Origin of the sequence: Halomonas sp. S3-1-1, assembly GCF_023757625.1 — a bacterium.
Lineage (GTDB): Bacteria > Pseudomonadota > Gammaproteobacteria > Pseudomonadales > Halomonadaceae > Vreelandella.
Genome location: NZ_JALGBZ010000002.1, coordinates 947,148 through 959,622, shown reverse-complemented (window position 1 = coordinate 959,622; position 12,475 = coordinate 947,148). Strand labels below are relative to the sequence as shown.

The following is a 12,475-nucleotide window of genomic DNA, read 5'->3' as shown; positions in this document are numbered from 1 at the left end:
TCACGGCGACCACTTCCGTGGCCACGCCCTGCTCCTTCAGGCGCACCGCCTCTTCCACGGCGATCTCGCAGAAGGGGTTCATGGCCATCTTGACGTTGGTGAGATCCACGTCCGAATGGTCCGCCTTGACGCGAATTTTCACGTTGTAATCGATGACGCGTTTGACCGCGACTAATACTTTCATGGTTTCCTCGCTCGGCTGATAAGAAGCCCAAACTCTGGCTTAATTAACTCGGCGGCCAGTGCATTGTGGCGATGGCTAATGCCGCCTGGCTCTAAAAATGAAAAAAAGGCCTGCTCGATACGACATTCATTCAAGCGTTTGACAGACGGGTATTTGCATCAATGTGCCACAGCTTGTCTACGCCCTACAACGTCGAGCCGCTAAAATGCCGTCTAGAGCTAATATAGCGCTTTTGAAACAATAAATCCGGCGCCCAGGCAAGGCTAAAACGTCTGTCGAGGCGCCACAAATGATCGGCAGACCATCGTCGTGATGACCCGAGACCGGTATTATGCCTATCATGGGGTATAACCAGAAGCAAACGACCGTTTAGTATTAAGTCCGTGTTTTTATAAGCCACGGTACTAACGAGAATAAGGAGAGACCAGTGGAAAACGCAGAGCGCGATGTCATGGAAATGGACGTTGTCATCGTTGGTGCGGGGCCCTCTGGCCTGGCGGCGGCGTGTCGCCTGATGCAGCAAGCCAACGAAGCCGAGCAGGAACTGAGCGTGTGCGTCGTAGAGAAGGGCTCCGAAGTCGGCGCCCATATTCTATCCGGTGCGGTGCTGGAGCCGCGCGCCCTAAATGAGCTATTCCCGGACTGGCAAGAGCGCGGTGCCCCGCTCAACACGCCGGCCACCCGCGACGATCTTTACCTGTTGAAGGATAGTGAGAACGCCCGCAAGCTGCCCCACGCGCTGGTGCCCAAAAGCATGCACAACACTGGCGGCGACCAGACGCGCTACGTGATTAGCGCGGGCAATCTTTGCCGGTGGCTCGCCGAGCAGGCCGAGGCACTCGGCGTCGAAATCTTCCCAGGCTTTGCCGCTCAGGAAGTGATTATCGAGGATGGCGCGGTGCGCGGCATTCTCATCGGCGACATGGGCGTTGCCGCCGACGGCACGCCCAAGGATGGCCACATGCCGGGCATGGAGCTGCGGGCCAAATATACCCTCTTCGCCGAGGGCTCGCGCGGGCACCTGGGCAAGCGCCTGATCCGCGAGTTCTCCCTCGACGAAGGCCGCGACCCCCAGCACTATGGTATCGGCTTGAAGGAGCTTTGGGACGTACCCGCCGAGCAGCACGAGCCGGGGCTGGTGGTTCACGGCTCCGGCTGGCCGCTTCAAAACGATACCCACGGCGGCTGGTTTCTTTACCACGCAGAAAACCAGCAGGTCGTGGTCGGCCTGATCATGGATTTGGGCTACAAGAATCCGTGGCTCTCGCCCTTCGATGAATTCCAGCGCATGAAGCACCACCCGGTGCTGCGCCAGTATCTCGAAGGCGGCAAGCGCGTCGCTTACGGTGCGCGCGCCATCACCAAGGGCGGCTACAACTGCCTGCCGAAAATGACCTTTCCCGGCGGACTTTTGATCGGCTGCGACGCCGGCACGCTGAACTTTGCCAAGATCAAGGGCATCCATACCGCGATGAAGTCCGGACTGGTGGCCGCCGAGAGCGTGTTCGAGGCGATCAAGTCAGGTGACGAAGGCGGCGCGGAGCTTTCAAGCTTCACCGAGAAGTGGGAGTCGAGCTGGGCTTTTGAAGAGCTCAAGGAGAACGCGAGCTTTGGCCCGGCAATGCACAAGTACGGCAACGTCGGGGGCGGCGCGTTCAACTTCGTCAATCAGCTCGTTGGCAACAAGCTGCCAACGCTACACGATACCACCACCGACCACGGCGCGTTAAAGCCCGCCGATGAGTTCGAGAAGATCGACTACCCCAAACCCGACGGCAAGCTCTCGTTCGATAAGCCCTCATCGGTGTTTCTGTCCAACACCAACCATGAAGAGGACCAGCCCTGCCACCTGAAGCTGACCGACCCATCGATTCCCATCGAGCACAACCTGCCCAAATACGCCGAGCCTGCCCAGCGCTACTGCCCGGCCGGGGTGTACGAAGTGGTGGAAGACGATCAGGGTAAACCGCGCTTTCAGATCAACTTCCAGAACTGCGTGCACTGCAAGACCTGCGACATCAAGGATCCGGCCCAGAACATTACCTGGGTGGCCCCGGAGGGCGGCGGCGGGCCGAACTATCCCAACATGTAGCCCCTACTACCCCAACATGCAGCCCCTTTGCATGAATGAGCTCGGCCTCTCGAGGCCGAGCCTTCTCAAACCGCATTCTCAAACCGCAAGGCCCGCCGATCAGGCGGGCCTTGCGGTTTCCAGCAGCGTAATCGGCGCGCGCCGGGCAATCAGCCGTCGCCGCCCGGCCTGCGCAAAGCGCACGTCGATCACCGGATCCTGAGGGTTACCCTCTACCGCGGCGACTTCCCCTTCGCCAAACACCTCGTGCATCAGCCGCTGCCCGGGATAGAACTCGCCATCTACTTGTGCCGGCGCGACGCTTGCAGGCGCCGTGGTCAAGGGGATGTCCTCACGACCCAGACGCGTGAGATAGCGCTCGATCAGGGTCGTCGACTCGACACTTAGCGCCGCCGACGGCGGGGACGGTGCCAAAAGCGCCTTTGCCACCTGCACGCCGTCGTGCCAGCGGCTTTCGGCAATGAAGCGGCTGGGGCGATGGGCGCCTGCGTCATTGAGAAGCAAAAGCCGCTCCTGAGCCCGGGTGATCGCCACGTAAAAAAGCCGGCGCTCTTCTTCCAGTCGCGCATCGGAAAGCGGGTTATCGCGGCTGTAGTGAGGGAAATCCTCTTCATTGATGCCGGCGACCACGACCAGCGGCCACTCCAGCCCCTTCGCCCCGTGCACGGTACTGATCAGCAAGCCGCCGGCCTGGTTTTCCACCGGGCGCTCCAGAAGCTCGATGAAGGCGTCCGGATCTTGCACGCTTTGTGCCTGCTCGATCAGCACGTCCAGAAGGCGCACGTCCTCCTCGCCCTTGTCGCGGCGCGCGGCGGCGCGCTTAAGCGTTTTTTCCGCCTCGATGGTCGTCACCACGTGCTGTAAAAGCTTCGCCGGCGGCCAGGCACTGAGCGTCGGCAAATCGCACAGCAGCGCCCAGCGCTTTTTCAACGTGCGCTGCTGGATCGGCTTGAGCGAGGCCAGAAGCGGGTCGCTGCGCTCGGGAAAGACCTGGGTCTCGGCCAGCCGGTGCGCCAGGCGGCTCAGGCGCTCTCGCGCCACGAAGGGCGTGGGCTGAGCGAGCAGCAGCATGAGATGATTGGGATCCTTTAACAGCGCCGGGCGCCGCGAAAGCTTGAGATACCCGGCCAGCGCCTGCACCAACGGTAGACGGAACACGAAACGGTCCTCGCGGGCCAGGCGGAACGGGATGCCCGCCTGCAACAGCGCCAACTGAAACGGCACTGACAGCGCCCAGCTGCGTACCAAAAGGCTCACCTCGTCCAGCGCTCTGTTCGACGCCTGCCACTGACCGAGCGCCTCAAGCAGCAGCCGATTGCCCTGGCCGGCCTCGATGCGGGTATCGACGTTCCCCGGTGCGGCCAAGCAGAGCTGGTCCGGGCGGCGAGCGTTTTGCGAGATCGCGTGATTGGCCGTCAGCGCCAGCGCGTGGCCGTGACGAAAGGTAGTCGAGAGCGGATAGTCGGTGGCCGCGCCAAAGGTCGCGGTGAAGTCGTCGAGCATGGTGTCCGGCCGGGCGCCGCGCCACTCGTAGATACACTGGTTGGCATCACCCACCGCCATCACGCTCGCCGTGTTACCTGCCAGCAACTTCAAAAGCCGCTGCTGAGCGGTATTGATGTCCTGATACTCGTCGATGATAACGTGATCGAGAAAGCCCTCGACGCGGGCGCGAATAGCTGCGTCTCCCTCCAGCGCCTTCAGCGGGCGATAGAGCAAATCCGCGTAGGTCGTTAGCGCGTGATCCTTTAACAGCCGCTCGGCCTCGACAAACGCGTCGGGGAAGTAGTCGCTCTCCTGCTCGAGCCCCAGCCGCTCGAAAAGTATTTGTGGGGTGCAGAGATCCGCCTTCACCAGCCCGCAAAAGTGCGCCAGCGTTTCGAGACGGTCGGCGTCGAGCGCGGTTTCGCGCCGCTCGGGCTGATCCGCCAGGACGTTGAGGCTTGCCTGACGCAGCAGCCGTTCGAGCTGCCACTCCGCCGATAGAAGCTGACGTGGCTCCAGCGCCCCCCAGCGGCACAGACTCTGAGTGAGCCGGTGCCCCAGCGAGTGAAACGTGCGAACGTCGGGAAGAGGCTGGCCGGCGGGCGCCATGCTCGCCAGGCGGCGCTGAAAATCCTCTCGCGCGGAGCGGTTGAACATCAGCACCAGAATACGCTTGGGGGACACGCCGCGCTCCAGCAGGCGCAGCACGCGGGCGGCCATCGTGGTGGTCTTGCCCGCCCCGGCCACCGCTGCTACCCGGGCATGGCCGTCTGCGTGTTCGATGACCGCGCGCTGTTCCGGCGTCAGCTTCACGGCGTCTCGCGGGCGCGGTCGTCGCCGCCAAGCTCGCCAAGCGGGTAGCGCGTGCCGGCGCTCTCAAGACACAGCCGCGCCCCACCAGGGTGCTCTTCGAGTACTGCCTCGTCGATCAGCCGGTAGAAAACGTTGCGATGAAGCCTGGCTGCCAAGCCAAAGCGCACCGGTATTTCCGGCATGAGCTCGCCATCAGGGGCTTCGGTGAGCGTCATCGGGTGGGTTTCATCGAGGCGCACGACGTCGTCGAACTGGGTGGTAAACCACCAGGCGCCCTCGTTGAAATCCGCCTCGACGATCACGAACGGTAGATCCTTGACCGTGACCCGCCAGCGTTCGGCCGGCGTGACCAGGCAAATACCCTCGTCGAAGCGGCGCAAAAGCGAGGCCAGAAGGTGCGGAATTTCCGGGCGACCAAAGGGCTCGCCTTCGTGTCGCCAGCGCCCGTCGGCGTCGATGACGATATCGATATCGCCGCTGAGCGCCGGATGCCACTGATCCACCGGCGGGATAGTGGCCGAGTCCGGGCGGTGGGTGAGCAGTCGATCGATGTTCATAAGGGTCTCCCGACGGGGCCAGCGCAGTCAGGGCTCACACGAGCCCGGCCTGGGCCAGCGCCTGCTGGACGCGGGGCGGCGCATCGGGAACGGCGCCGCGAAAGAGACGGTAGAAGTTGGCCGTGGTCTGCATGGCGACTTCGTCGACGCTGATACCCCGCTCGGCGGCGATGCACTCCGCGACCTCCACCACCCAAGCGGGCTCGTTGGGTTTACCGCGGTGAGGCACCGGGGCGAGATACGGGCTATCGGTTTCGATCAAAAGCCGGTCCAGCGGCAGCACCCTGGCAAGCTCGCGAAGCGACTTCGCGCTTGCAAAGGTGACGATACCGGAAAGCGAGATGTAGAAGCCAAGGCGGATTGCCTCGCGCGCCATCTCGATATCTTCGGTGAAGCAGTGCAGCACCCCGGCGACGTTGGGGTCGGTATGCTCGCGCAGAAGCGCCAGGGTATCCTCTTTGGCCTCGCGGGTATGCACGACCACCGGAAGCTCGAGCTCGGTGGCGGCGATCAGGTGGCGCTTGAAGCGCTCGTGCTGTACCTCGACGCTTACGCGATCGCGGTAGTGATAATCGAGCCCGGTTTCACCGATCGCCACCGCCCCGAACTGCTCCGCGGCCTCGTTGATCGTCTGGACTCCGGGTTCGTGCTCAATGCTGGCCAGCGGATGAAGCCCCGCGGAGATCGCCACGTCCTGATGGCGGCGCGCAAGCGCGGCAAGACCGGGCATATCGTCGAGCGTGACCGCGATCGCCAGAAACTGGCTCACGCGGGCGGCGCGCGCCGCCGCCAGGGCAGCATCGACATCGCCGTCGTGGGTGTGTTCGGAAAGACGATCCAGATGGCAGTGCGAGTCAACAAACATTAAAGCCTCGGGTAAAACGGCACATTGGGTGCGAAGGTGTGGCTTGTTAGCTAGAGCGTAAAGGAGGCCGGCGCGTTATCGAGCTGGCCGGCGAGCAGGGTTTCGATCTTGTCGCGCACCGCGTAGTCCTGAAGGCCAAAATGCACGCCGATACCCGCCATGCGCCGCCCGCTGATACCGGCCGGCGAGACCCATACCACCGTGCCGGTCACGCTCAACCGCTCGCTTTCACCGGGCAGCGTGATCAGCAGGTGTACCACCTGCCCGAGGCGATAGAAGGTTTCGACGGGGACGAACATACCGCCGCGCTCAAGATACGGCATGTAGGCCGAGAGCAGCGTAGGAATATCCGGCACCGTTAGCGAAAGAGCTTTTTGAGCGGTCATCGACACCTCGTGCAGTGGCATTAATCGGGTGATCGGCTTGGCAGCGGTCAGGAGCGCAAAAGCGCCGACCAGCGCACCAGCCACGCCTCGAGCACCAGCTGAGGGTTGGGGTTGGTGCCCATCGACAGCAGCCGGCGCTGCTCGCGCGCGTAATCCAGCAGGCGAAACCAGTCCTGAACGCGGGCATTCTTGACCGCCTGGCGGTAAAGCGGCTCCAGATCTGGATTGTGTAGCGCCGTGGTCTGGCCGGTCAGGCCGAGTCGGATGAGATCCTCGAGCCAGGCGATACCGTACCATAATATGGCGTCGATCATCTGGCGGTCCAGCCGCGCCGCCTCGGAGACCGGCTCCGCGCCGCGCACCAGCTGCTCGAAGCTATCGTGAATCTGGTGGCGCAGCGCACGCTCGTCCGGGGCGGCAAGCTCGATGGCCAACAGCGGCAGCCCCCCGGAAACCTGCCACCAGAAAAGCGCCTCGTCGCTGCCCAGGTGCTCGGTTAGAAAGCCCTGACACTGCTCGAAGGGAACGCTCGGCAGCGACCACTGCTGGCAGCGCGAGCGTATGGTGGGCAGCATGCGCGAGGGCACGTCTGACAGCAGGATAAAGAGCGTCTGCTCGCCGGGCTCCTCAAGGCTTTTGAGCAGCGCGTTAGCGGCGGCGCTGTTCATCGCCTCCGCCGGGCTGATCACGATCACCCGGTAGCCGCCCTGCTGGGCGGTCTGGTGAACGAAGCGATTGACCTCACGAATCGGGTCGATCCGAATCTGACGCTTGCCCTCTTCGAGGCTAATACGCATCAAATCCGGATGATAGCCCGAAGCGAGCATGCTGCAGCTGTGGCAGTGGCCGCAGGCCTGCTCACCGGGATTCAGACACAGCGTACGCGCCACCAGCGCATCGGCAAGCTGCTGTTTGCCAAGCCCGCGGGCGCCGCTGAGCAGCAGCGCGTGGGGCATGCGCCCCTCGCGTGAGAGCCGCAGAAACTGTTGCCAAATCCCGCGGTGCCAAGGCAGAAGATCCGCTAAGGCCATGCCGCCACCCGCCCTTCGAGCGCCTGCGTCAGGGCGGCTTGCACCTCATCGAGCGGCTTCTGCGCATCGATCAGGGCAAAGCGCTCTGGGTCGGCTGCGGCGCGCGCCTGATAAGCATCGCGCACGGCGCTGAAAAAGGCCCCCTGCTCGCGCTCGAAGCGATCCGGCTCGGTATTGCTGGCCTGTCGCCGGCCTTCCAGGCGCGCCTTCGCCGCCTCCGGCGGCATATCAAGCAGCAGGGTTAGATCCGGCGCGAGCCCCTTTTGCACGAAGCGCTCGAGAGTTTCGATGCGCGCGGGATCGATGCCGCGCCCACCGCCCTGATAGGCGAAGGTGGCGTCGGTAAAGCGGTCGCACACCACCCAAGCCCCACGAGCCAATGCCGGCTCGATCTTCTCGGCCAAATGCTGGGCGCGAGCGGCGAACATCAGCAAAAGCTCTGCGTCGCTGTCGAGCGGCTCATCAAACGTGGTGGCCAGCAGCAGCTCGCGGATCGACTCCGCCCGCGGGGTGCCGCCGGGTTCGCGGGTCGTGATGACCTCCAGCCCTTGCGCTCGAAGCCACTGCGCCACGAAGGCGACGTTGGTGGACTTGCCCACCCCTTCGCCCCCTTCCAGGGTAATAAAGCGACCGCGCTGGGTCATTGACACCTCGTAAAACCGTGAGCGGCGCCGGCATCCGCCGGCACCGCTTTACTGATTGCGTATGTAGCGATTGACGGCGTTGTTATGCTCGCGCAGCGTGCGCGAAAAGTGGTGTGTGCCGTCGCCTTTGGAAACGAAATAGAGCGTCTCGCCGGGCAGCGGGTCGACCGCGGCCTCGAGCGACGCCCAGCCGGGCATCGCGATGGGCGTAGGCGGCATGCCGTCGATCACGTAAGTATTATAGGGCGTGGCTTCGCGCAAGTCCGCGTAGGTGATGCGCCCATCGTAGCGCTCGCCCATGCCGTAGATCACCGTGGGGTCGGTTTGCAGGCGCATGCCCTGCTCCATGCGCCGCTTGAACACGCCCGCGATTTCACGACGCTCTTCCGGCGCCCCGGTTTCACGCTCGATGAGCGAGGCCATGATCAGCGCCTCGTAGGGCGACTCGATGGTGAGATCGTCGGCGCGGTTTTCCCAGGCCTCACTGAGCATCTGCTCCATCCGCTCGAGCGCCTGGCGAAGAATGTCCACGTCGCTCATCCCCAAGTGATAGCGGTAGGTATCCGGGAAGAACCAGCCTTCCGGGTAGGTACCTTCGCGGCCCAGCAGCGCCATCACCTCATCATCGCTCATGCCGGTGGTCCGGTTATCGAGCTTTTCGGCGCGGTCCAGACGTTCGCGCATCTGGCGAAACGTCCACCCTTCGGGCACGGTTAGCGCGTAGGTCACCACGTCGTTACTGCCCAGCAGCGCCATGACCTCGCGCGCGCTCATGTCCGGGGTGATGCGGTACTCGCCAACCCGAAGCCTTGGCACCTCGTCGGGCGCGATGCGCGCCAGCAGGCGAAACGCCCAGCTATCGTCGACCACACCCTGGGCGTCGAGATCGGCGATCGCCTGGTTGAACCCGGTGCCGGGGGCCACGTAGTAGAGCGTTGGCTCATCCAGCGCCACCGGCGCGTCGAGCCGGCTTTGCCAGTACACATAGCCGCCGACTAGGGCCGCACCAACGAGCAGCGCCAGTACCAACAGCGCCCCCAGCAGTCGTTTCACCATCTCACTCGCTGCCTCTTGTCAAAATGAATCCGGGTAGCCCAACAGGCGATGCGCCTCACGTTGAAGGCCTGCCGTCGTTAGCGGCCAGCGCGCAAGCGCGCCACCATCGGCGTCGACCAGAGTATGAACCGGCCAGAGCCCCTGGACGGAGTTGCCGACCCATAGCGCCTCGACGCCCAAAAGCGCACGAGCGTCGATCTCGGCAATGTCGACATGGCCCTGCTCGATCAGCGCATCGCGAAGCGTTCCGGCCACGCCGCACTGCTCGAGCGCCGGTGTAAAAACCCGCCCCCGGTCGCGCCAGAACACGTTCATGCTGACCGCCTCGACCACCAACCCCTGGGTATCGAGCAACAGCCCTTCGTGAACGTTTGGATCACGCCACTCCTGGCGCGCCAGCACGTTCTCGAGCCGGCTTAGGTGCTTGATACCCGAAAGTTTGGGCTGGTGGCCAAGGCGCAGTTCGCAAAGACGCACGCAGGCGCCCTGGCGCCAGCGCTCGACCGGCGCGGTAAAGGGGCGGTAGCTCACTAGCAGCCGCGGCTCGGGCACCTCGGGCGCCCGGTAGCCCTGGCCGCCGCTGCCCCGGGTTACGATCAGCTTGAGCACCTCGAGCCCGCGCGCCGGGTCTGGTGTAAAGCTCGCCTCCAGCGCGTCGAACGAAGGCATGGGAATGTCGAGCGTTTGGCAGCCGCGGGCCAGGCGCTTGACGTGGCAGGACCATAAAAGCGGCTGACCCGCGCGCATCAGCACCGTCTCGAATAGCCCGTCGCCAAACGCGAGCCCGCGGTCGTCGCCGGGTACGTGGCAGGCATCGGGCATCGGCGTTTACACCCGCGTAAACAACAGCGAGCCATTGGTGCCGCCAAATCCAAAGGAGTTGGAAAGCGTGGTGTCGATTCGCATCTCGCGCGCCGTATGCGGCACGTAGTCGAGATTACAGCCCGGCTGCGGGTTGTCCAGGTTGATAGTCGGCGGCGCGATTTGATCGCGAATCGCCAAAATACTGAAGACCGCCTCGACCGCGCCCGCCGCGCCGAGCAGGTGACCGATCATCGACTTGGTCGAGCTCACCGCAACGTTTTTGGCACCCTCGCCAATGACGCGCTCGATAGCCCGGCTTTCGGCGAGATCGCCCGCCGCGGTCGAGGTGCCGTGGGCGTTGATGTAGTCGACCTTTTCCGGGTCGATACCGGCATCCTTGATGGCGTTGCTCATGGCGAGCGCCGCCCCGCGGCCATCTTCCGGCGGCGCGGTCATGTGAAAGGCGTCGTCGCTCATGCCAAAGCCGGAAAGCTCGGCGTAGATGTTCGCCCCGCGCGCTTTAGCGTGCTCGTACTCTTCGAGCACCAGCACGCCGGCACCGTCGGAGAGCACGAAACCGTCGCGGTCGGCATCCCAGGGGCGGCTGGCCGCCTGCGGGTCATCGTTACGCGTGGAGAGCGCACGCGCCGCGGAAAAGCCGCCAAGTCCCAGCGGCGTAGTCGCCATTTCGGCGCCGCCACAAATCATTACGTCGGCATCACCGTAGGCGATGGTGCGCGCGCTGTAGCCGATGTTGTGCGTGCCGCTGGTGCAGGCCGTGGTGATCGCGATGTTCGGGCCCTTGAAGCCGTGCTGGATCGCCATGTTGCCGGAGATCATGTTGATGATCGAGCCGGGCACGAAAAACGGCGACACGCGCCGCGCACCGCCTTTGTTGAGCGCGTTATGGTTATGCTCAATCATCGGCAGCCCGCCGATGCCCGAGCCGATCGCTACGCCAATACGTGCCGCGTTCTCTTCGGTGCACTCGATCCCGGCATCGCTGATCGCCTGCCCACCCGCGGCCATGCCGTACTGGATGAACAGATCCATCTTGCGAGCGTCTTTGGGATTGAGATACTCGCCGATATCGAAATCCTTCACCGACCCGCCAAAGCGGGTGTTGAAACTGCTGGCATCGAAATGCTCGATCGGCGCAATGCCGCTTTTGCCCGCCACGATATTGGCCCACGACTGCTCGACCGTATTGCCCACTGGCGTGACCAGGCCAAGCCCGGTTACCACTACCCTTCTACGCGCCATCAGCTTTCCTCCCGGCATCCTTGGTACAAGACCCAAACGGCCTGCTGTCAAAATTTCGCCTAGTATACCGGAGATTGGCCAACGAATTCACTCAAGTGCAGACACAAAAAAAGCCGCCCCGGGCGGGGCGGCTCTTTTTTCTCCAGACATCGACTGCTTGTCTGGACGATCGCGTCGATCAGCCCTTACTGATGGGCGTTGACGTAGTCGATCGCTTCCTGAACCGTAGTGATCTTTTCGGCTTCTTCGTCAGGAATTTCGGTGTCGAATTCCTCTTCCAGCGCCATAACGAGCTCTACGGTGTCAAGCGAATCAGCGCCCAGGTCTTCGGTGAACGAAGAGCTATTCTGGATATCCTCTTCCTTGACGTTCAGGCGCTCGGCCACGACTTTTTTAACGCGCTCTTCAATGGTACTCATCAACGTACTCCAGTCATTCACAGTTAGCCGTTATTGATAACCAGCTATATCGGGAACCGCTAGCCAAAAGCTGCGGGTAGTTTATAGACGCCCCAGGGTCGACGCAACCGTCGAATCCGGGCCATCAACGCATATTCATACCGCCGTTCACGTGAAGCGTCTCGCCGGTAATATAGCCTGCCGCGTCGCTGGTCAAAAAGCCCACCGCCGCGGCGATCTCTTCCGGCCCGCCCAGGCGCGCCAGAGGAATCTGTTTCAACAGCGCTTCGTGCTGCGCTTCGGGCAGCGCCTCGGTCATGTCGGTTGCGATAAACCCTGGCGCCACGGTGTTGACGGTGATCGCACGAGACGCAACCTCTCGCGCCAGCGCCCGGCTAAAGCCTTCCATGCCGGCCTTGGCGGCCGCATAGTTGGTTTGGCCCAGGTTACCCATGGTGGCCACCACCGAGCTGATCGATACGATACGCCCAAAGCGTGCCTTTGTCATACCACGAAGGCAAGCTTTACTTACACGATAAACGGATTTGAGATTGGTATCCATAACCGAATCCCACTCGCCCTCTTTCATACGCATCAACAGGTTATCGCGCGTGATGCCGGCATTGTTGACCAGAATGGTCGGGGCGCCGAAACGCTCGCCGATCTCCTTGAGCACGGCATCGATGCTCGCTTGATCGGTCACGTTCAAACAGATACCCGCACCTTCGATACCCTGCTCTTTAAGGTCGGCATCGATTTTTTGCGCACCGGATTCGCTGGTGGCCGTACCGATCACGATACGCCCCTGGCGGCCAAGCTCGTGTGAGATGGCGCGACCGATGCCGCGACTGGCGCCGGTTATCAGCGCAACTTTACGTTCAATGGTCATAGCGCTTT

Annotated in this window: 12 protein-coding genes and 1 pseudogene; 1 reads left to right on the top strand and 12 read right to left on the bottom strand. The window is 63.0% G+C overall.

The annotated features are described in order from the left end of the window. Positions 1-184: pseudogene (locus tag MQW23_RS09355) on the bottom strand (electron transfer flavoprotein subunit beta/FixA family protein); the annotation flags it as partial. 427 nt (positions 185-611) lie between these two features. On the opposite strand from MQW23_RS09355, the gene MQW23_RS09350 reads away from it, so the two are divergent. Continuing rightward, positions 612-2,276 (top strand): electron transfer flavoprotein-ubiquinone oxidoreductase, encoded by a 1,665-nt coding sequence (locus MQW23_RS09350; protein ID WP_252107652.1) that lies wholly within the window; start codon positions 612-614, stop codon positions 2,274-2,276. A 99-nt stretch (positions 2,277-2,375) separates the two neighbouring features. Here MQW23_RS09350 and MQW23_RS09345 read toward each other — a convergent pair whose 3' ends face one another. From MQW23_RS09345 to fabG, 11 genes are all read right to left on the bottom strand, one after another. Then, positions 2,376-4,574: an ATP-dependent helicase gene (locus MQW23_RS09345; RefSeq protein ID WP_252107651.1), complete on the bottom strand. Its 2,199-nt coding sequence runs from the start codon at positions 4,572-4,574 to the stop codon at positions 2,376-2,378. Next, on the bottom strand, positions 4,571-5,131 hold the full coding sequence (locus MQW23_RS09340; protein ID WP_252107650.1) for a DUF1285 domain-containing protein: 561 nt from the start codon (positions 5,129-5,131) through the stop codon (positions 4,571-4,573). The genes MQW23_RS09345 and MQW23_RS09340 overlap by 4 nt, the downstream gene beginning before the upstream one ends. Positions 5,132-5,165: 34 nt before the next feature. Then, on the bottom strand, positions 5,166-5,996 hold the full coding sequence (locus MQW23_RS09335; RefSeq protein ID WP_252107648.1) for a TatD family hydrolase: 831 nt from the start codon (positions 5,994-5,996) through the stop codon (positions 5,166-5,168). A gap of 50 nt (positions 5,997-6,046) precedes the next feature. Further along, entirely contained in the window at positions 6,047-6,382 is a 336-nt protein-coding gene (locus MQW23_RS09330; RefSeq protein ID WP_252107646.1) for a PilZ domain-containing protein, read from the bottom strand. Positions 6,383-6,429: 47 nt separating this feature from the next. Next, positions 6,430-7,413, bottom strand: a complete 984-nt coding sequence (locus MQW23_RS09325) for a DNA polymerase III subunit delta' (protein ID WP_252107639.1) — start codon at positions 7,411-7,413, stop codon at positions 6,430-6,432. After that, entirely contained in the window at positions 7,404-8,057 is a 654-nt protein-coding gene (gene tmk / locus MQW23_RS09320; protein ID WP_252107637.1) for a dTMP kinase, read from the bottom strand. Before tmk ends, MQW23_RS09325 begins: the two co-directional genes overlap by 10 nt. A gap of 48 nt (positions 8,058-8,105) precedes the next feature. Beyond that, a complete protein-coding gene (mltG, locus tag MQW23_RS09315) occupies positions 8,106-9,113 on the bottom strand; it encodes an endolytic transglycosylase MltG (RefSeq protein ID WP_252107636.1) in 1,008 nt (335 codons plus the stop codon). An 18-nt stretch (positions 9,114-9,131) separates the two neighbouring features. Further along, positions 9,132-9,935, bottom strand: coding sequence for an aminodeoxychorismate lyase (gene pabC, locus MQW23_RS09310; protein WP_252107635.1), 804 nt, complete (start codon positions 9,933-9,935; stop codon positions 9,132-9,134). A 6-nt stretch (positions 9,936-9,941) separates the two neighbouring features. After that, positions 9,942-11,180 carry a beta-ketoacyl-ACP synthase II gene (gene fabF / locus MQW23_RS09305; protein ID WP_252107633.1) on the bottom strand — a complete coding sequence of 413 codons (1,239 nt, stop codon included), beginning with the start codon at positions 11,178-11,180 and terminating at the stop codon, positions 9,942-9,944. 185 nt (positions 11,181-11,365) lie between these two features. Beyond that, positions 11,366-11,599 (bottom strand): acyl carrier protein, encoded by a 234-nt coding sequence (gene acpP, locus MQW23_RS09300; RefSeq protein WP_008956801.1) that lies wholly within the window; start codon positions 11,597-11,599, stop codon positions 11,366-11,368. Positions 11,600-11,723: 124 nt separating this feature from the next. Continuing rightward, a complete protein-coding gene (gene fabG, locus MQW23_RS09295; RefSeq protein ID WP_252107631.1) occupies positions 11,724-12,467 on the bottom strand; it encodes a 3-oxoacyl-ACP reductase FabG in 744 nt (247 codons plus the stop codon). Positions 12,468-12,475: the final 8 nt, after the last annotated feature.

Coding starts and splice junctions, on each gene's coding strand:
- MQW23_RS09340 (WP_252107650.1), bottom strand. CDS start 5,131: ATGAACATCGATCGACTGCTCACCCACCGCCCGGACTCGGCCACTATC.
- MQW23_RS09335 (WP_252107648.1), bottom strand. CDS start 5,996: ATGTTTGTTGACTCGCACTGCCATCTGGATCGTCTTTCCGAACACACC.
- MQW23_RS09330 (WP_252107646.1), bottom strand. CDS start 6,382: ATGACCGCTCAAAAAGCTCTTTCGCTAACGGTGCCGGATATTCCTACG.
- MQW23_RS09325 (WP_252107639.1), bottom strand. CDS start 7,413: ATGGCCTTAGCGGATCTTCTGCCTTGGCACCGCGGGATTTGGCAACAG.
- tmk (WP_252107637.1), bottom strand. CDS start 8,057: ATGACCCAGCGCGGTCGCTTTATTACCCTGGAAGGGGGCGAAGGGGTG.
- mltG (WP_252107636.1), bottom strand. CDS start 9,113: ATGGTGAAACGACTGCTGGGGGCGCTGTTGGTACTGGCGCTGCTCGTT.
- pabC (WP_252107635.1), bottom strand. CDS start 9,935: ATGCCCGATGCCTGCCACGTACCCGGCGACGACCGCGGGCTCGCGTTT.
- fabF (WP_252107633.1), bottom strand. CDS start 11,180: ATGGCGCGTAGAAGGGTAGTGGTAACCGGGCTTGGCCTGGTCACGCCA.
- acpP (WP_008956801.1), bottom strand. CDS start 11,599: ATGAGTACCATTGAAGAGCGCGTTAAAAAAGTCGTGGCCGAGCGCCTG.
- fabG (WP_252107631.1), bottom strand. CDS start 12,467: ATGACCATTGAACGTAAAGTTGCGCTGATAACCGGCGCCAGTCGCGGC.